Raw genomic sequence first — 17,343 nt, 5'->3', positions numbered from 1 at the left:
GATCGGCAGGAAGGGTTCAAAGCAAAGGTTCTTCAAGCACGCAACTGTACCGATGCGTTTGCACAACGTGAGTCGGTGGCAATACCTCGGCACACACGGCCCGTGCATGCCGGCAACGCGGGTGAAAGGCACAACCACTGGGCAATTTCAGCGGGCTCGGCGGCTCGCCCGGCAACGGTTCGCTGGGCAGTGGGCGGTACGGATCAATCTCCGGGATCGCCTGGATCAACGCTGCGGTGTAGGGATGGCGCGGCGTGGTGAACACCGCTTCAACCGGGCCTTCCTCGACGATTTTCCCCAGGTACATCACCGCCACCCGGTCGCACAGGCGACGGACGATGGCCAGGTCGTGGGCGATAAACAGGATCGCCAAGTTCATGCGCTGTTGCAGTTCCAGCAGCAGGTTGATGATCTGGCCCTGGATCGACACATCCAAGGCGGCCACGCATTCGTCGGCGATGATCAGCCGCGGCTCCACCGCCAGCGCCCGGGCGATGCCGACGCGCTGGCACTGGCCGCCGCTGAGAGAGCCGGGCTTGCGGCTGGCGAGTTCGGGGCGCAGGCCTACGAGGTCGAGTAATTCGTCGACCCGGCGTGGAATGTTTTCTGACGCCACCTTGCGCTGCACCCGCAGGACTTCGGCGATGGTTTCGCCGACCGTCAGACGCGGGTTCAGGGCCGCGTAGGGATCCTGGAAGATCATCGCCGTCTCGTACCGCAAACGCGCGATGTCGACAGGCCCGGCGTGAGCCATGTCGATGCCGTCAAATACCACCTGCCCGGCGCTGATCGGGTTGAGGTGCAGGATCGCCCGCCCCAGGGTGCTTTTCCCGCTGCCGGACTCACCCACCAACCCAAGGGTTTCGCCAGCAGCCAGCGTCAACGACACGCCGTTGACCGCCCTCACCCACTGTTTATTCAGGCCAAATAGGCCACTGCCGGAGGCGGCAAAACGCACCTCAAGGTCATTCACCTGCAACAACGTCATGGGCGAACTCCCAGGGGATAGTGGCAGGCAACCCGTGCGCCTTCCGGCAACAGCTCGGTGCACAAGCTGCCGACTTGCGGGCATCGCGGGTTGAACCGGCAGCCCTTGGGCAAGGCATCGAGCAACGGCGGTTGCCCGGCAATAGTGCGCAACAAGGCGTGCCCACTGCTGGTGGCGGGCTGGCACTCGATCAGGCCGGCGGTGTACGGGTGTTGCGGGTGCGCCAGCAGCTCGTATTTGCTGCCGTGCTCGCACAGGCGGCCGGCGTACATCACGGCGATGGAGTCGCAGGTTTGCGCCACCACGCCCAGGTCGTGAGTGATCATGATGATCGACAGGCCGCGCTGGTCCCGCAGGTCCAGCAGCAGGCGCAGGATCTGGGCCTGTACGGTCACGTCGAGGGCGGTGGTCGGCTCGTCGGCGATCAGCACCTTTGGATTGCAGCCAAGGGCCACGGCGATCATCGCCCGCTGGCGCATGCCGCCGGAAAACTCGTGAGGATAGTTGTCGATACGCGCCTGGGGATCGGGAATACCAACCTGGCGCAGCGCCTCGATGGCCTGCAGGCGCGCGTCTTTTTTCGACGCGCCCTGATGCAGGCGGATGCCCTCGGCGATCTGCTCGCCAATGCGCATCAGCGGGTCGAGGTGGCTGCTGGGGTTCTGGAAAATCATGCCCAGTTGCCCGCCACGAACCGCACGCATGCCCGCGTCATCCAGTGTCAGAAGGTCCTTGCCCGCCAGGCGCACCGAACCGCCCTGCACCCGTAGGCTCGGGGACGGCAGCAAGCGCATCAGCCCGCGACAGGCCATGGTCTTGCCCGAACCGCTTTCGCCCACCAGACCGAGGATTTCACCTTCGGCCAGGTCGAAGGACACCCGGTCCACCAGGGTCACATCGCGCCCGGTGTTGTTGGCGATCACACTCAGGTCCTGCACTTGCAGAAGACTCATGAGCGATCCCCCAGCACTTGCGCCACACCATCGGCCAGCAGGCTGAAACCCATGGCCAATGTCACGATGGCCAGGCCCGGGAAGGTGCAAATCCACCAGGCGGTGGTGATAAACGCCTGGCCTTCGGCAACCATGGTGCCCCATTCGGCGGTCGGCGGTTGCACGCCCAGGCCGAGGTAGCTGACCGCTGCACCGTTGAGCAGCACCAGCACCGCGTCAGACATGGAAAACACAATCGAACCGAACATCGCGTTGGGCAACAAATGCCGAAACAGAATGCGCCCATGGCCAAAGCCCAGGCTTTTGGCGGCCAAGGCGAAGTCGCTTTCCTTGAGCACCAGGATCTGCGACCGGATCAGTCGTGCGTAGGACACCCAACCCACCAGCGCCATGGCGATATAAAAGCTTTTCAAACCCGGGCCGAGGATCGCCATGATCGCGAGCATCAGCACCAGAAAGGGGAACGCGAGGATGACGTCGATCACCCGCATGCAGAAACTGTCAAAACGCCCGCCGATATAACCGGACACCGCGCCGACAAAGGTGCCGATCAGGAACGGAAAGATCACTCCGACCACCGCCAGTTGCAGGTCGATGCGCGCGCCCCAGATCACCCTCGAAAGAATGTCGCGGCCGTAGTTGTCCGTGCCAAATGGATGGGCGAGGCTGGGGCCCAGCAAACTGATGTCGGTGTTTTGCGCAATCGGATCGAACGGTGCGATCCACGGAGCGAACAGTGCCAGCGCCAGCCATGTCAGCAGAATCAACAGACCCCAGGCCGCCGTCAGCCGGCCATTGCGAAAACCAAAGCGCAGGCGCAAGCGCCACGGGGCAATCAAGGGGCGACTGCTCATTGCATCTTCACTCGCGGGTCCAGCGCGACCGTCACCACATCCGCGACAAAGTTGACCAGCACGGTCGCACAGGCCAGCACCATCGCCACGCCCTGCACCACCATGTAGTCGCGGGTGAAAATCCCGCGCACCAGCAACTGGCCGATGCCGGGAATCGCAAACAGGCTTTCGATCACCACCGTGCCGCTGATCAGCCAGCCAATGTTCACCGCCAACAGGTTGACCGCCGGCACCAGGGAATTGGGCAAAACGTGGCGACGAAACACCGCCGCCTCCGACAAGCCGCGGGCCCGGGCGGCAGTCACGTGATCGGCCTGCAACTCCATCAGCATGCTCGCCCGCAGGTTACGCACCAGCACCGCCGACAGCGCCAACGCGATAGTCAGGCACGGCAGAACCATGTGGTGCGCCTTGTCCAGCCAGGTGCGCCCATAGCCGGAGACCGGGAACAGGCCCCATTGCACGCTGAGCAACAGAATCAGCATCAAACCCAGCCAGAACGCCGGCATGCCCAGCCCGACCGTGGTGAACAGCCGGATCAGGTTATCCGCCCAGCCACCTTTATTACGTGCGGCCACGGTGGCCAACGGCACGGCGATCAACAGCGCAAGCAGAACGCTGCCGAGCACCAGGAACAGGGTCGGCTCGATGCGAGTGACGATCAGTTTCAGCGCGTCGACCTTGTACAGCAGCGACTGGCCGAGATCGCCCTTGAGCAAGTTTTTCAGGAAATAGAAATATTGCAGCCAGAGTGGCTGGTCGAGGCCGTACTGGGCGCGGATCTTCAACAAGGCGTCCGGGGTGCTGCGCGATCCCAACAGGGCCCGCGCCGGATCACCGGGAATCGAGCGCACCAGCACGAAGGTAATCAGGCTGATGCCAAACAGCACCGGCAGCAATTGCAGCGGCCGGGACAGCACAAAACGGTAACGCGCCAGGTTCATCCGTCAGCCTCGGTGACGAGCAAGGAAGTCCAGCAGCACCGGGAAGTAAGCCTGGGGCTCTTCGTAAAACGGCATATGGCTGCTGTTGGGGAACACGTGCAATTCAGCGTGCCTGGCCGCGCTTTTCATACGCATGGCGCAGGCCGGGGTCAGTTCGTCGTGCTGGCCGGTAGTGATCAGTATCGGCATCTTGAACTCCGCCATCTCGGGGATGCGGTTCCAGTCCTTGAGGTTGCCGATGTAGAGGAATTCGTTGGGGCCCTGCATGGTTTCGTAGGGGCCCATGTTCCAGTCGCCGAGGGAGCGCTGGACCGGTGCCGGCCACTCGTCCAGGCGGCAGACGTGGCGGTAGTTGAGCAAGGTGATGGCGGCCTGGTACTGCGGATGGTCGAGGGTACCCATGGCTTCGTGGCGTTGCATCATCGCTACGGTTTCGCTACCGAGGGCGCCGCGCAGGCGTTCCAGCTCAAGGGACAGGTGCGGAATGTCGCCGACGGTGTTTTCCAGGATCAGGCTTTTCAGCGCGTCGGGGTAGTGAATGGCGTACTCGATGCCCAGCCATCCGCCCCAGGAATGTCCCAGCAGGTGCACGCGACCCAGGCCCAGGGCCTGGCGCACCGACTCGACTTCCTCGACATAACGGCTAATTTCCCACAGCGAAACATCGGTCGGTCTGGCTGATGCGCCGGTGCCAAGCTGGTCGAATGCAACGACTCGCAGGCCGTTGTCCTTGAGCCAGCCATGGGCGTCGCGCAAGTAGTCGCAAGGCAGCCCCGGGCCGCCATTGAGACACAGCAACACTTCATCGCCTTCGCCAAAGCTGTAGGCCACGAGGTTATGGCCATCGACTTGCACGTTGTACTGCTGGTCGGGGGCAATTTCACGCCACATGCATACATTCCTTGTTGTGTGTCGGCCCTGGGGATAGTGGCCGTTTAAAGGCCAACACTACCGAGGATGCCGCGCGTCCATAACCTGGTAATTCTTATAGGTTTGGTCTGGCAGTCCTTCGCCGGGGCGTGGCATTCTACTTGCAGCAAGACGAGATTCAAACGAATTCGGGAGCAGAACGGATGCTGGCCAGGTTAACTGCCTTTAATGACCGTCTCATCCCCGGCAGGAGCCTGGATGAACAGATGGACAACACCCTCGTATTGGCCCAGGACCTGGGTTTTGATGCGCTGGTCTACGACTACACCCCCGTGCCCATTGACCATAATGGTGCACTGATCACCCCTTCTGTGCTGCAACTGCGCAATACGCCGCCAGACTGGTACAGCTTGTGGTGCAGTTCCGGTTTTTATCAGATCGATCCGGTGCAACACCTCGCACTGTCGACGGTTTCACCGTTTGTCTGGTCCTACGAGGCCAAGGCCGACACCGCGCTGCAAAAGATCATCGACCCCTGCCACGCCCCCGTTTCCAGCTACCTGCACGACCAGCAGATGACCTGCGGCGTCAGCGTGCCGATCCATTTGCCCCGTGGCGGCTTCGCCTCACTGACCGGCCTGCGCACCGGCAAGGCCAGCACGGTGCTGGAGGATGCCCGTCAGACCCTGTCGGATTTCAACCTGATTACCCACGCCTTGCAGGAAGCGGCCTACCCGCTTTTCAGCAAGGAACTGCGCTCCTACCCGCACATCCGTCTGACCAAACGCGAGCGCGAGTGCCTGAAATGGGCTGCCGACGGCCTGACCGCCGCCGAAATCGCCACGCAATTGAGCCGCTCCCTGGCCGTTGTCACCCTGCACCTGGCGTCGGCCATGCATAAGCTGGGGGCCAAGAACCGGGTACAAGCGGTCGTGCGAGCCACCCATTACCGGTTGCTGGAAGACTGATCCGAAGGCAAAACCTAGCTGTTTTGCTAGTTACTTAAACTTTCTGTGCCGACTATCGTGTGCCTGATCACTTTTTCTCAGGGCAGGGCACGAAATGGAATTCATCGAAACCATCCGCGAAGGCTATGCGGCTTTTCGCGACTACCAGACCTGGTATCGGGTCACCGGCGACCTGGACAGCGGCCTCACGCCACTGGTCATCCTCCATGGCGGCCCGGGCTGCACCCATGATTATGTCGACGCCTACAAGGACGTGGCTGCCAGTGGCCACGCGGTCATTCACTACGACCAACTGGGCAACGGCCGCTCCACGCACCTGCCTGAAAAAGACCCGTCGTTTTGGACCGTGGGCTTGTTCCTGGAAGAACTGGACAACCTGCTGGACCACCTGCAAATCAGCAATAACTACGCAATCCTGGGTCAATCCTGGGGCGGCATGCTCGGCAGCGAACACGCCATCCTGCAACCCAAGGGCCTGCGCGCGTTTATCCCCGCCAACTCGCCGACCTGCATGCGGACCTGGGTCGCCGAGGCCAACCGCCTGCGCAAGTTACTGCCTGAAGGCGTGCACGAAACCCTGCTCAAGCACGAACAGGCCGGCACCTACCAAGACCCTGAATACCTGGCCGCCTCGCGGATTTTCTATGACCAGCACGTGTGCCGGGTCAATCCATGGCCGGAAGAAGTCGCGCGTACCTTCGCTCAGGTGGATTCGGACCCGACGGTATATCACGCCATGAGCGGCCCGACGGAATTCCATGTGATTGGCAGTTTGAAAGACTGGAACGTGATTGGCCGGCTGTCGAAGGTCAATGTGCCGACCCTGGTGATTTCCGGCCGGCATGACGAGGCCACGCCGCTGGTGGTCAAGCCGTTCCTGGATGAGATTGCCGATGTGCGCTGGGCGCTGTTCGAAGACTCCAGCCACATGCCGCATGTTGAAGAGCGGCAGGCGTGCATGGGTACGGTGGTGCAGTTTTTGGATCAGGCCTGCTCTGTTCCCCACAAAGCACTCAAGACTGGCTAACCAGCCGTAGCAGCTGTCGAGCCTTGGCGAGGCTGCGTAGCGGTGTGTCAGATACACCGCCGACGCAGCCTCGCCAAGGCTCGACAGCTGCTACGCAAAGAACGTCTGCTTCTTCAGACCTCGCTGGTCTGCGCCCTACCCTGCACCACCACTTTCTTCGGCACTTCTGCCAGTAATGGTATCTCCTTGCCCTCGGCATCAAACAACTTGCCGCCGCTGAAGTAATCCCCGTCCCGCAACGCCGCCACATCCTGGAAGCACAGGCTGCGCTCAGTCCCGGCAACAAACACCGACTGCTGGTCCGAGTTGCCGGTGGTGAAGTGGTTGAACGCCAGGTTCAACAGGATCGCCATGATCGCCGACGAACTGATCCCCGAATGGAAAATGGTCGCGAACCAGCTCGGGAAGTGGTCATAGAAACTCGGTGCCGCAATCGGGATCATGCCAAAACCGATGGAAGTGGCGACGATGATCAGGTTCATGTTGTTGCGGTAATCGACCTTGGACAAGGTCCGGATACCACTGGCTGCCACTGTGCCGAACAGCACGATCCCGGCCCCGCCCAGCACTGAAGTCGGTACCGCCGCAATCACCCGGCCCATAAATGGCAGCAGGCCGAGGATCACCAGGAATATCCCGCCGGTAGCGACCACATAGCGGCTCTTGACCCCGGTCACCGCCACCAGCCCGACGTTCTGGGCAAAGGCACTTTGGGTAAACGAACCGAAGATCGGTGCAAACATGCTCGACAGCATATCCGCGCGCAGGCCATTGCCGAGGCGCTTGGAGTCGACTTTGGTGTCGATGATTTCACCCACCGCGAGAATGTCCGCCGAGGTTTCCACCAGCGTCACCATCACCACGATGCACATTGAAATGATCGCCGCCAGATGGAACGTTGGCATGCCGAAATGGAAGGGTGTGGGAAAGCCGAACATTGGGCCCTGGGTCACGCTGGAGAAGTCAGCCATGCCGAGGAACACCGCGATCACCGTACCGATCACCATCGCCAGCAGGATCGACAGCCGCGAGATGGTCGCGCTGCCGATCTTGCTCAGCAACAACACCAGCACCAGGGTCAGCGCCGCCAGTCCGACGTTCGGCATGCTGCCGAAGTCCGCCGCGCGGCTGTTGCCACCCATGGCCCAGCGGGCGGCGACGGGCATCAGGGTCAGGCCGATGGTGGTGATCACAATCCCGGTGACCAGCGGCGGGAAGAATTTGGTTATTCGCGAGAACACCGGGGTGATCAACAAGCCGATCAAGGACGCGGCCATCACCGCCCCGAGTATCGCCGGGATACCGCCCGCGCCGTCGCTGCCGACGATCGCCACCATGGTCGCCACCCCGGCAAAGGACACCCCTTGCACCAGCGGCAACTGGCAGCCGAAGAACGGCAACCCCAGGGTTTGCAACAGCGTGGCGAGGCCACCGGCAAACAGCGAAGCGGCGATCAGCAAGCCAATATCCGCCGGCGACAACCCGGCCGCCTGGCCGACGATCAACGGTACGGCCACGATGCCGCCGTACATGGTGAGCACATGCTGCAGGCCGTAAGCCATGTTGGCTGCGACGCCGAGATTCTCATCTTCTGGCCGCTGCGGTGACGCCTTCGGGATAGTCATGGTGAGGGGTTCTCTGTTTTTGTTGTGCGCTCACTGTATGCAATAGAAAGATTGGATGTCCATAGAGTTGTATACAATCAATTTCACAAAGAGACCCTCAACTGCGTTACAAAAATCCATTCAGCCGCCCTGCCCCGTGGCTCGAAGTGCTGCGCACAAGGACTTGAAAAAAATGCTCAACCGCAAGCTGCGCATCCACGCTCCGGCGATTTACTACTTCGACATGGTTCGCCGTTGCCACTCGATCCGCGAAGCCGCGCGCCGCCTGAACGTGGCGTCTTCGGCGGTGAACCGGCAGATCCTCAAGCTGGAAGACGAAGTGGGCGCGGCGCTGTTCGAGCGCCTGCCAGGCGGGCTGCGCCTGACGGCAGCCGGCGAGATCCTGACCCGTCACGTGAGTGTTCTGTTGCAGGATGTGGAGCGAGTGCGCGGCGAACTCGATGGCTTGAACGGCGTGCAGACCGGCCATGTGGAAATCGCCACGGTGGAAGGCGCCACCGTGGAACTGCTGCCCGCCGCCCTCAAGCGCATGCGTGAGCGTTATCCAAAAGTCACCATTGGCGTCACGGTGCAAGGTTCGCAGTCGATTCCCGGCGCAGTGGTCAACGGCCAGGCGGACCTGGGGCTGGCTTTTGCGTTACCGCGCAGCAGCGAAACCATCCAGGTGTGTGTCGGCCATTTCCGCCTGGGTGCGCTGATGGCACCGGGGCATCCATTGGCCGGCGAGGCGTGCGTGAGTTATGCACGTTGCTGTGAACATGGGGTGATCCAGGCCAAGAGCGAACTCTCGGTTCATCACCTGATCGCGCCGCTGCACAAGCGTTCGGCGGCGGCGAACAAGCCGCTGCTGCAAAGCAATTCGATGGAGCTGGCCCGGCAACTGGCGCGCCAGCAACTGGGCATCGCGTTCCAGACACGCATCGGCGTGGAGGCTGATTTGGCCCGCGGCGAACTGTTGCACATCCCACTCAGCGACCAGGGCGGGATCTTCAGCGACCTGGGCTTGTACGCCCGCAAAGACCGGGACTTGCCGACAGCGGTGCAAGCCATGGCCCATCTGCTCAGTGAAGAAATCAGCTTGCGCGAACATCAGGAAACATCCTCGGCGCCACGTATTTCCTGACTCTCAGGCCAGCTTCAGTGCTGCCGTTTCGGCATCGGCCCAGGCGAGATTCTGTTCTTTGGAACCCGCAAAGGATGTGCAGATACTGCGCCCGACGACCCTTGCGCGGTCGCCATGAGCCAAAACGCCAAAGGAATTAAAACAATGAAAAAGGCACTGCACGGCGCAACCGTATTACTCACACTGTTCGGCGGCGGGGAGGCTGTCGCGCTGGAATGGATGAACAACAGCGTAGGATTTCGCTACGGACAGCAGTTCACCAATCCGAACAACCCCGATGAATTCAGCAAGCGCATCTACAGCTTCACCCACGCCAGCGGCTACCAGTACGGCAGCAACTACCTGAACCTCGATGTGTTCCTGTCCGACAGCCGCGACCCGCGCAAGGGCACTGACCACGGCGGCAGCGAAGTGTATGCCGTGTACCGGCACCAGCTGTACGCCTCACGGGTATTCGATGTGCCGCTGGGCACCGGGGTGATCAAGGATTACGCGCTGACCTTCGGCTTTGATGCCAACCGTAACAACAACCTGGCCTCGGCGAAAAAACGTGCGCTGGTGATTGGCCCGACCTTGAAGTTCAACACCGTCGGCGTGCTGGACCTGAGCCTGATGTACTACAAGGAACGGAACCATTCCGGCATCCCCGGTGCGAAAGAACCCGACCACACCTTCGACGATACCTACATGCTCAACCTGACCTGGATGCGGCCTTTCGAGATCGGCAATCACGGGGCGAAGTTCCAGGGGTTTATCAATCACGTCGGGGAAAAGGGCGAGGACTTCCATGGCCGCGACACCGCGCCGGAAACCCTGATGCGCGCCGCGCTGATGGTGGCGGTGCGGCCGGGAAAAAGCGTCAAGCCAAACCTGTACCTGGGGGTGGGTTACGAGTATTGGCATAACAAGTTCGGCGTGGACGGCGGCCGGGGCAGCCGCACATCAACGCCGACGGTGAACATGGAAGTGACTTTCTAGCGGGCGCGCACCAGGTCGGCATCCGCATCGTCAACCTTCGGCCGCGCCATCCAGTAGCCCAACACGGCCAATGGCGCGGTCGCCAGCATCACGATCGCGGTGATCAACAGAGGCTGGTCGATCATCGACGACACAATCAGGCTCCCGAGAAAGCACAGGCCCAACTGCAAGGTGTTCTGCAAGGCTGCCGCTTTGCCGGAATTTTCCGCAAACGGCATCAGCGCATTCGCCACCACGATCGGATAGCTGGCGCCATTGACCAGCGCCATCAGGCAGAACGGAATCAGCAAGGTGGCAAGCGTCGGCACGGTCAAGGTCGCGACCAGGTACAACGCGACCATGCTGATGCAGTACGCCAGCAGCAACCACGGCAACAAGGTCTTGCCCTGGAACCGCTGCAACGCGCTGCGGCAACTGTAGCCACCGATCAGGAACGACAGCGTTGGCAACACGTAGCTCAAGCCGATGTCGTTGGGGCTGTAGCCCATGCCGCCGAGGATGAACGGCGAGGCGGTAAGCCAGGCGAAGAAGCTGGCCGAGCATGCGGCGAAGATCATCACGTTGCCGGTGAACACCCGCGACTTGAGCAGTTGCCCATAGCCGAGCCGGGAAGGTTCGGCATCGGTTGTCAGGCGTTTCGGCAGCGGCCGGAGAAACAACGTGGGCAGCAGCAGGAGCAACGACACCACCAACAACACACCGAAGATCGCCTGCCAGCCCCAATGATTCAACATCAGCGCCCCCAGCAGCGGCGCGAGGGCCGGTGAAAGAGACATCAGCGGCATGATGCCGGCGAACACTCGATGCGCCTTGTCCGCCGGGTAGCGGTCGATCACCAGTGCCTGCCAACTGACGGCGGCGGAACACACGCCAATCGCCTGGACAAAACGCAAGGCCAACAGCTGCGGCGCGGTCTCGACCCAGAACATGCCCAGGCAACCCAGAACAAACAGGGAAAGGCCGGTAAGCAGGACCGGCTTGCGTCCAAGCCGGTCGGACAACGGCCCCCACAACAACTGCCCGACGGCGAAGCCGGCGAGGAAAATACTCAGGCTTGCGCCCACTGCGCCGGGGGAAATCTGCAGTTGCTCGCCCATGGCGCCAAACGCCGGCAAGTACATATCCATGGCCAGATAGCCGAGCATGCTCAGCCCCGCCAGGTACCAGGTGAATCCAAAAGAATTTTTCATTGAAGCCTTGTATAAACTGCCATCAAACTATTTGCTGACTGGCGCCTATTATGAAGCTGAGCATTTCCCTGTGAAGCGATAATAATTGAACGTTCTTATCAATATTTTTGAAGGCAACTTTCATGTGGTCTGAATATTCCCTCGATGTGGTGGATGCGGTAGCCCGCCACGGCAGCTTCAGCGCCGCCGCCCAAGAACTGCACCGCGTGCCGTCGGCCATCAGCTATACCGTGCGGCAAATCGAAGAATGGCTGGCGGTACCGTTGTTTGTCCGACGTCATCGAGACGTAGAGCTGACGCCCGCCGGTAAATTGTTCGTCGACGAGGCCCGGGGCGTCATGAAAAAAATGCTCGGCACCCGTCGGCTATGCCAGCAAGTGGCCAATGGCTGGAGCGGTCAGTTGAAAGTCGCGGTGGACTCCATCGTCAAACAGCAGCGCTGCCGGCAACTGGTGCTGGATTTCTATCGCCAGTTCCCGGAGGTGGAATTGCTGATGGAATACGAGGTGTACAACGGCGTGTGGGATGCCCTGGCCGATGACCGTACCGACATCGTGATCGGCGCCACCAGCGCGGTACCGGTGGCCAGTCAATTCACATTTCGCGACATGGGCCTGCTGAACTGGCTGTGCGTGGTCAGCAGCCGGCATCCGCTGGCGTCCGTAGAAGGCCTGCTCAGCGATGACCAGTTACGGCCGTTCGCCTCCCTGTGCATGACCGACACCTCACGCAACCTGCCCAAGCGCGACACCTGGACCCTGGATAACCAGCGCCGGTTGGTGGTGCCGCATTGGGCTTCGGCGATTGATTGCCTGCGGGATGGCCTGTGCGTCGGCATGGCGCCGGCGCACCTGGTGCAGCCATGGATCGAGCGTGGCGAGCTGAGCGCCCTGCAACTGTCCCGGCCCTTCCCTGCCAGCCCATCGTGTGTGGCGTGGGCGCAGAACAAACTGTCGCCGGCCATGGCGTGGTTGCTGGATTACCTGGGGGATACCGAGACCCTGAACCAGGAATGGCTGAACGGCCCCGTAGCAGCTGTCGAGCTTTAGCGAGGCTGCGTCGGCAGCAGCACCGTCATCGAATTTGACCCGAGACCGAGGTGTGGCCGACGCAGCCTCGCTGGCGCTCGACAGCTGCTACGAAAGTTGGGGGAGATCTAGTCCAGGAGCCGGGAAAGTGCGCGCACGATCTCTCTACTCCCTGATTCGCTGAACAACCCCGTAGCAGCTGTCGAGCTTTAGCGAGGCTGCGTTGGCAGCAACACCGTCGTCGAGTTTGATCCGAGAACGAGGTGTGGCCGACGCAGCCTCGCTGGCGCTCGACAGCTGCTACGGGGGATGGGGAGATCTAGTCCAAGAGCAGGTAAAGTGCGCGCACGATCTCTCTACTTCCCTGATTCGCTGAACGGCCTCGTAGCAGCTGTCGAGCTTTAGCGAGGCTGCGTCGGCAGCACCACCGTCATCGAGTTTGACCCGAGATCGAGGTGTGGTCGACGCAGCCTCGCTGGCGCTCGACAGCTGCTACGGGGGGCGTGGAGATCTAGTCCAGGAGCCGGGAAAGTGCGCGCACTATCATCTCTACTTCCTTGGCATCGAGGGTCAGCGGCGGCAGCAGGCGAATGATCTTGCCCCGCGTGACGTTGATCAGCAGGCCATGCTCATGCGCCGCGCGCTGGGCCAGGTCGCGGTGAGGCGTTGCCAGTTCGATGCCGATCATCAGCCCTTGTCCGCGAATCGCCAGCACCTGGGGATGTTCGCTCAACGCCACCCGCAGGCGCGCCAGCAGCCGCTCGCCTTGTTGCGCCGCGTTGTACAGCAGGCCTTGTTCTTCGATGATTTCCAGCACTGTACAACCCACGCGACAGGCCAGCGGGTTGCCGCCAAAGGTGCTGCCGTGGCTTCCGGGCGTGAACAGTTGCGCAACAGCAGCCCGGGCCAGGCACGCGCCAATCGGCACGCCGTTGCCCAGGCCTTTGGCCAGGGTCATCACGTCCGGCACGATGCCTTCATGCTGGAAGGCAAACCAGCGACCGGTGCGGCCGACCCCGGTCTGGATCTCATCGAGCATTAACAACCAGCCCTGCCGGGTACAGTGCTCGCGCAAGGCTTTCAGATAACCCGGCGGCGCGACTTGCACGCCGCTTTCACCCTGGATCGGCTCCAGCAGCACCGCGACAATGCGCGCACCAAACTTCTGGGTCACGGCTTCCAGCGCCTTCAAGTCACCAAAGCCGACCTTGATAAAATCCCCCGGCAACTGTTGAAACCCTAGCCGCACGGAAGGCCCGTCACTGGCGGACATGGTGCCCAGGGTGCGCCCGTGAAAGGCATTCTCCATCACCACCACCAGCGGCTGTTCGATGCCCTTTTTCCAGCCATGCAGCCGGGCCAGCTTCAGTGCCGTCTCGTTGGCTTCGGCACCGGAGTTGTTGAAGAACGCCTGGTCCAGCCCGGAAAGTTGGGTCAATCGTTGGGCCAGCCGTTGCTGCCAGTCGATGCTGTAGAGGTTGGAGGTGTGCAGCAGCAAACCGGCCTGTTCACTGATGGCCGTTACCAGGCGCGGGTGGGAGTGACCGACGTTGGTCACCGCCACGCCCGCCACGGCGTCCAGGTATTCGCGACCCTGCTGGTCCCACAGGCGCGTGCCAAGGCCACGGGTAAAGCTCAGGGGCGACGGTTGATAAGTGGTCATCAGGCAGGCGGCGGTCATGGCATCAAGCTCCAGTGCATCGTAGTGATGGCGCCAGTATCGTTAGCCATCTGAGCTGGATAAACTGCGTAAATCTGCAATCACTTTAAATCAGGACTTTATAATGGATCTGTTCCAGGCGATGACGGTGTACGTGAAAGTGGTGGAAGCCGGCAGCATGACGGCCGCCGCGCAGTCCTGCGGCATGTCCACCACCATGGTCGGCAATCACCTGCGTGCCCTGGAGCAAAGGCTGGGCGTCAGCCTGCTCAAGCGCACCACCCGCAAGCAAAGCCTGACGGAGTTTGGCGGCCTGTATTATCAGCGTTGCCTGGAAGTGCTGGGGTTGGTGGCAGACTCCGAGCAGATGGCCGAACAAGCCAACAGTGACGTGCCCAAGGGCCTGCTGCGGATCACCGCACCACCGGCCTTTGGCACCGAACGCCTGGCACCCGCACTCAGCGAATTTTCCCGGCGCTACCCACAGATCAAGCTGTACGTGGTGCTGAGCAACCAGCGGATGGACATGGTCGACAGCGGCTTTGACGTGGCCATCCGCTTGGGCGACCTGGACGCTCCAAGCCTGATTGCGCGCCCCATGCAGGATTACACCATCACCCTCTGCGCCTCTGCAGAGTACCTGGCGCGACGTGGCATACCTCAACGCCCCGATGATCTGCAGCAACATGACTGCCTGGCGTTCGCTTACCCGGCGACCGACGATTGGCGCAACGCCGACAAGTTGTGGCGAATGCGCGGCGCAGAGGGCGAAGTGGAAATCCCCGTTTCCGGCTCGTTGACCATTAACAGTTCGCAGGCCTTGCGCCAGGCTGCCCTGAAAGGCATGGGCATCGTGATGCTGCCTGACGCCCTGGTCGAGCCCGACCTGCGGGCAGGGAAACTGGTGGCATTACTGACGGACTACCAACTGCCCAGCCGGCCAATGCATTTGCTGTACGCCCAAGACCGCTATCGCCTGCCCAAGCTGCGGGCATTTGTGGATTTCGTCATGGAGAAGTGGGCGCGCTAGAGGTCCACCCCGAGTTCGCGCAAGCGTTCGCGGGTCTGCGCGGCAGATACGTGGTGAATCCCTTGCCAGCCAAGCGCAATGGCCGCCTCGATATTGCCGGCCACGTCGTCAATAAACACCACTTCACTCGGCTGGATATCCGGCAGATGGGCGCGCACCTGCGCCAGGCTGGCGTGGTAGATCGCGGGATCGGGCTTGATCAGTTTGATTTCGCCAGACACCACGATGTCGCGAAAATATCGCAGGAACGGGTAGTTGGCTCGGGCATAGGGAAAGGTTTCGGCGGACCAGTTGGTCAGGCCGAACAGCGGCATCTTCGCCTCATGCAAGGCTTCGAGGATCGCCACGCCCTCAGGCAATGAACCACGCAGCATCTCGTGCCAGCGGTCGTAGTACGCCTGGATCAGTGGTTCATGCTGCGGATGTTCGGCAATCAGCGTGCGGGTCGCCTCGGCCAGGGTGCGCCCGGCGTCCTGCTCGGTGTTCCAGGCCTGGGTGCAGACGGTGTCCAGGAACTGCTGGCGCTCATGGTCGTCGGCAATCAGCTGGCGGTAGAGATGGTGCGGGTTCCAGTCGAACAGGACACCGCCGAAATCAAAAACGACTGCACGAATCGTCATGAAGATCCTCCGTTAGCGTGGGTGTGATAACGGCCTAAGTCTGGCATGACGCGCACAAAAAAGCGGCCCCTGGAGGCCGCTTTTCATTACCCGAAGCGCTTAAGCCTGAACCAGGCCCTTGATCTTCACGGTCGGATTGACGTCAGCGTCGTAGTCCACGCCGTCGATCTCGAAACCGAACAGGCGCAGGAATTCTGCCTTGTAGCCGGCAAAATCGCTGATCTCGTTGACGTTGTCGTCAGAGACCTGATTCCACAGGGCCGCTACCGCGTCTTGAACCTTCGGCTCAAGTTCCTTCAGGTCGGCACGCAGGCGGCCGTCGGCGTCGAGCTTGGGCTCTTTGCCATACAGGCTGTCCTTGAACAGGCCGTAGACCTGCTCGATGCAACCTTCGTGGGTGCCCTGCTCTTTCATCACTTTAAACAGCAGCGACAGGTACAGCGGCATGATCGGGATCGCCGAGCTGGCCTGGGTCACCACGGCCTTGAGCACCGACACACGGGCGTCGCCCTTCAGTGCAGCCAGGTTGTCGCGCAGAGTCAGGACTTTCTTGTCGAGGTCCTTCTTGGCTTCGCCGATGGAGCCGTTCCAGTAGATATCCTGGGTCAGCTTCTCGCCGAGGTAGGTGAACGCGGTGGTCTTGGCGCCTTCGGCCAACACGTCGGCGTCACGCAGGGCGTCGATCCACAGCTGCCAGTCTTCGCCGCCCATGACTTTCACGGTGCCGTCGATTTCTTCCTGGGTAGCCGGCTCAAGGGTGGTGTCGACCACGATGCCCTTGTCGGTGTTGATACCGCGCAGGGTCACGGCCTTGCCGATCGGTTTCAGGGTGGAGGTGTGCACCACGCCTTGCGGGTCGGTACGGCGTGGCGCGGCCAGGCTGTAGACCACCAGGTCGATCTTGCCCAGGTCTTTCTTGATGGTTTCGATGGTCAGGCGCTTGATCTCGTCGGAGAATGCATCGCCGTTGATGCTCTTGGCGTACAGGCCTTTTTCCAGCGCAAACTTCTCGAAGGCGGCGCTGTTGTACCAGCCGGCAGAGCTGAGCTTGCCTTCTTCGCCTTCTTTCTCAAAAAACACGCCCAGGGTGTCAGCGCCGCAGCCAAAGGCAGCGCTGATGCGCGCGGCCAGGCCGTAGCCGGTGGAAGCCCCGAGGACCAGCACCTTTTTCGGGCCGCCTTCGATGGCACCGTGTTCGGTCACGTAGTCGATCTGCTCTTTGACGTTCGCTTCACAGCCAACCGGGTGAGCGGTCACACAGATAAAGCCACGAACCCGCGGTTTGATGATCATAAAATTTCTGCCTCTTCCAAGGTGCCGAAGGCCAATGGTGGCCATTACAGCGTCAATCGTACCGGTCTATGACGTCCGGAAAACCGAAGCGTCACGATAGTCGCAAATCTTCTGTTCACAAAATGCTATCCGCCAAGCGTTTGATCCGACGCACAACTGCGGTGGTTTGCGGGGGCAGTGGTAAAAAACTGT

At 61.4% G+C, this 17,343-nt stretch carries 16 protein-coding genes; 6 read left to right on the top strand and 10 right to left on the bottom strand.

The features are described 5' to 3' along the window. Positions 1 to 16: 16 nt before the first annotated feature. Genes ACA046_RS09010 through ACA046_RS08990 form a run of 5 tightly spaced genes read right to left on the bottom strand, consistent with a single transcriptional unit; the run spans position 17 to position 4,630 of the window. A complete protein-coding gene (locus tag ACA046_RS09010; RefSeq protein WP_497676300.1) occupies positions 17 to 988 on the bottom strand; it encodes an ABC transporter ATP-binding protein in 972 nt (323 codons plus the stop codon). After that, positions 985 to 1,941 (bottom strand): ABC transporter ATP-binding protein, encoded by a 957-nt coding sequence (locus tag ACA046_RS09005; protein WP_497676299.1) that lies wholly within the window; start codon positions 1,939 to 1,941, stop codon positions 985 to 987. Before ACA046_RS09005 ends, ACA046_RS09010 begins: the two co-directional genes overlap by 4 nt. Then, on the bottom strand, positions 1,938 to 2,795 hold the full coding sequence (locus ACA046_RS09000; protein WP_201142733.1) for an ABC transporter permease: 858 nt from the start codon (positions 2,793 to 2,795) through the stop codon (positions 1,938 to 1,940). Before ACA046_RS09000 ends, ACA046_RS09005 begins: the two co-directional genes overlap by 4 nt. Beyond that, the gene (locus tag ACA046_RS08995) at positions 2,792 to 3,739 is read right to left on the bottom strand and encodes an ABC transporter permease (RefSeq protein WP_010176243.1); all 948 of its coding nucleotides are present in this window, start codon (positions 3,737 to 3,739) and stop codon (positions 2,792 to 2,794) included. The genes ACA046_RS09000 and ACA046_RS08995 overlap by 4 nt, the downstream gene beginning before the upstream one ends. A 3-nt stretch (positions 3,740 to 3,742) precedes the next feature. After that, a complete protein-coding gene (locus ACA046_RS08990; protein ID WP_497676298.1) occupies positions 3,743 to 4,630 on the bottom strand; it encodes a proline iminopeptidase-family hydrolase in 888 nt (295 codons plus the stop codon). A 182-nt stretch (positions 4,631 to 4,812) separates the two neighbouring features. Here ACA046_RS08990 and ACA046_RS08985 point away from each other — a divergent pair, with 182 nt between their 5' ends. Next, a complete protein-coding gene (locus ACA046_RS08985) occupies positions 4,813 to 5,577 on the top strand; it encodes a LuxR family transcriptional regulator (RefSeq protein WP_076017282.1) in 765 nt (254 codons plus the stop codon). 94 nt (positions 5,578 to 5,671) lie between these two features. Then, positions 5,672 to 6,604, top strand: a complete 933-nt coding sequence (locus tag ACA046_RS08980) for a proline iminopeptidase-family hydrolase (RefSeq protein WP_167662595.1) — start codon at positions 5,672 to 5,674, stop codon at positions 6,602 to 6,604. Positions 6,605 to 6,717: 113 nt separating this feature from the next. On the opposite strand, the gene ACA046_RS08975 is transcribed toward ACA046_RS08980, so the two are convergent. Continuing rightward, positions 6,718 to 8,229, bottom strand: a complete 1,512-nt coding sequence (locus tag ACA046_RS08975; protein ID WP_459027139.1) for a nucleobase:cation symporter-2 family protein — start codon at positions 8,227 to 8,229, stop codon at positions 6,718 to 6,720. 172 nt (positions 8,230 to 8,401) lie between these two features. Between ACA046_RS08975 and ACA046_RS08970 the strand changes: the two genes are divergently transcribed. After that, entirely contained in the window at positions 8,402 to 9,352 is a 951-nt protein-coding gene (locus ACA046_RS08970; RefSeq protein WP_497676297.1) for a LysR family transcriptional regulator, read from the top strand. A gap of 144 nt (positions 9,353 to 9,496) precedes the next feature. Continuing rightward, the gene (locus ACA046_RS08965; RefSeq protein WP_219272475.1) at positions 9,497 to 10,330 is read left to right on the top strand and encodes a nucleoside-binding protein; all 834 of its coding nucleotides are present in this window, start codon (positions 9,497 to 9,499) and stop codon (positions 10,328 to 10,330) included. Here the strand turns inward: ACA046_RS08965 and punC are convergent. Beyond that, on the bottom strand, positions 10,327 to 11,520 hold the full coding sequence (punC, locus tag ACA046_RS08960; RefSeq protein WP_076017277.1) for a purine nucleoside transporter PunC: 1,194 nt from the start codon (positions 11,518 to 11,520) through the stop codon (positions 10,327 to 10,329). The genes ACA046_RS08965 and punC overlap by 4 nt on opposite strands. 122 nt (positions 11,521 to 11,642) lie before the next feature. Here punC and punR point away from each other — a divergent pair, with 122 nt between their 5' ends. Next, a complete protein-coding gene (gene punR / locus ACA046_RS08955) occupies positions 11,643 to 12,569 on the top strand; it encodes a DNA-binding transcriptional activator PunR (protein ID WP_459027131.1) in 927 nt (308 codons plus the stop codon). Between the two features lie 490 nt (positions 12,570 to 13,059). Here the strand turns inward: punR and ACA046_RS08950 are convergent, their stop codons facing one another. Then, on the bottom strand, positions 13,060 to 14,229 hold the full coding sequence (locus ACA046_RS08950) for an aspartate aminotransferase family protein (RefSeq protein ID WP_497676296.1): 1,170 nt from the start codon (positions 14,227 to 14,229) through the stop codon (positions 13,060 to 13,062). 103 nt (positions 14,230 to 14,332) lie between these two features. Here ACA046_RS08950 and ACA046_RS08945 point away from each other — a divergent pair, with 103 nt between their 5' ends. Next, complete coding sequence (locus ACA046_RS08945) at positions 14,333 to 15,238, top strand: LysR family transcriptional regulator (protein WP_497676295.1); 906 nt, start codon at positions 14,333 to 14,335, stop codon at positions 15,236 to 15,238. Here ACA046_RS08945 and ACA046_RS08940 read toward each other — a convergent pair. Both ACA046_RS08940 and fabV read right to left on the bottom strand, forming a co-directional pair. After that, positions 15,235 to 15,858 (bottom strand): HAD family hydrolase, encoded by a 624-nt coding sequence (locus tag ACA046_RS08940; protein ID WP_459027125.1) that lies wholly within the window; start codon positions 15,856 to 15,858, stop codon positions 15,235 to 15,237. The genes ACA046_RS08945 and ACA046_RS08940 overlap by 4 nt on opposite strands. 99 nt (positions 15,859 to 15,957) lie before the next feature. Next, a complete protein-coding gene (gene fabV, locus ACA046_RS08935) occupies positions 15,958 to 17,151 on the bottom strand; it encodes an enoyl-ACP reductase FabV (RefSeq protein ID WP_459027123.1) in 1,194 nt (397 codons plus the stop codon). Positions 17,152 to 17,343 lie beyond the last annotated feature (192 nt).

The sequence above is a fragment of the Pseudomonas sp. LBUM1641 genome, from assembly GCF_059716235.1.
This window is presented reverse-complemented; position numbering and strand designations above follow the sequence as displayed.

Bases quoted from the DNA above. Each gene is read 5' to 3' on its own strand.
- ACA046_RS09010 (WP_497676300.1), bottom strand. From the start codon at position 988: ATGACGTTGTTGCAGGTGAATGACCTTGAGGTGCGTTTTGCCGCCTCC.
- ACA046_RS09005 (WP_497676299.1), bottom strand. From the start codon at position 1,941: ATGAGTCTTCTGCAAGTGCAGGACCTGAGTGTGATCGCCAACAACACC.
- ACA046_RS09000 (WP_201142733.1), bottom strand. From the start codon at position 2,795: ATGAGCAGTCGCCCCTTGATTGCCCCGTGGCGCTTGCGCCTGCGCTTT.
- ACA046_RS08995 (WP_010176243.1), bottom strand. From the start codon at position 3,739: ATGAACCTGGCGCGTTACCGTTTTGTGCTGTCCCGGCCGCTGCAATTG.
- ACA046_RS08990 (WP_497676298.1), bottom strand. From the start codon at position 4,630: ATGTGGCGTGAAATTGCCCCCGACCAGCAGTACAACGTGCAAGTCGAT.
- ACA046_RS08985 (WP_076017282.1), top strand. From the start codon at position 4,813: ATGCTGGCCAGGTTAACTGCCTTTAATGACCGTCTCATCCCCGGCAGG.
- ACA046_RS08980 (WP_167662595.1), top strand. From the start codon at position 5,672: ATGGAATTCATCGAAACCATCCGCGAAGGCTATGCGGCTTTTCGCGAC.
- ACA046_RS08975 (WP_459027139.1), bottom strand. From the start codon at position 8,229: ATGACTATCCCGAAGGCGTCACCGCAGCGGCCAGAAGATGAGAATCTC.
- ACA046_RS08970 (WP_497676297.1), top strand. From the start codon at position 8,402: ATGCTCAACCGCAAGCTGCGCATCCACGCTCCGGCGATTTACTACTTC.
- ACA046_RS08965 (WP_219272475.1), top strand. From the start codon at position 9,497: ATGAAAAAGGCACTGCACGGCGCAACCGTATTACTCACACTGTTCGGC.
- punC (WP_076017277.1), bottom strand. From the start codon at position 11,520: ATGAAAAATTCTTTTGGATTCACCTGGTACCTGGCGGGGCTGAGCATG.
- punR (WP_459027131.1), top strand. From the start codon at position 11,643: ATGTGGTCTGAATATTCCCTCGATGTGGTGGATGCGGTAGCCCGCCAC.
- ACA046_RS08950 (WP_497676296.1), bottom strand. From the start codon at position 14,229: ATGACCGCCGCCTGCCTGATGACCACTTATCAACCGTCGCCCCTGAGC.
- ACA046_RS08945 (WP_497676295.1), top strand. From the start codon at position 14,333: ATGGATCTGTTCCAGGCGATGACGGTGTACGTGAAAGTGGTGGAAGCC.
- ACA046_RS08940 (WP_459027125.1), bottom strand. From the start codon at position 15,858: ATGACGATTCGTGCAGTCGTTTTTGATTTCGGCGGTGTCCTGTTCGAC.
- fabV (WP_459027123.1), bottom strand. From the start codon at position 17,151: ATGATCATCAAACCGCGGGTTCGTGGCTTTATCTGTGTGACCGCTCAC.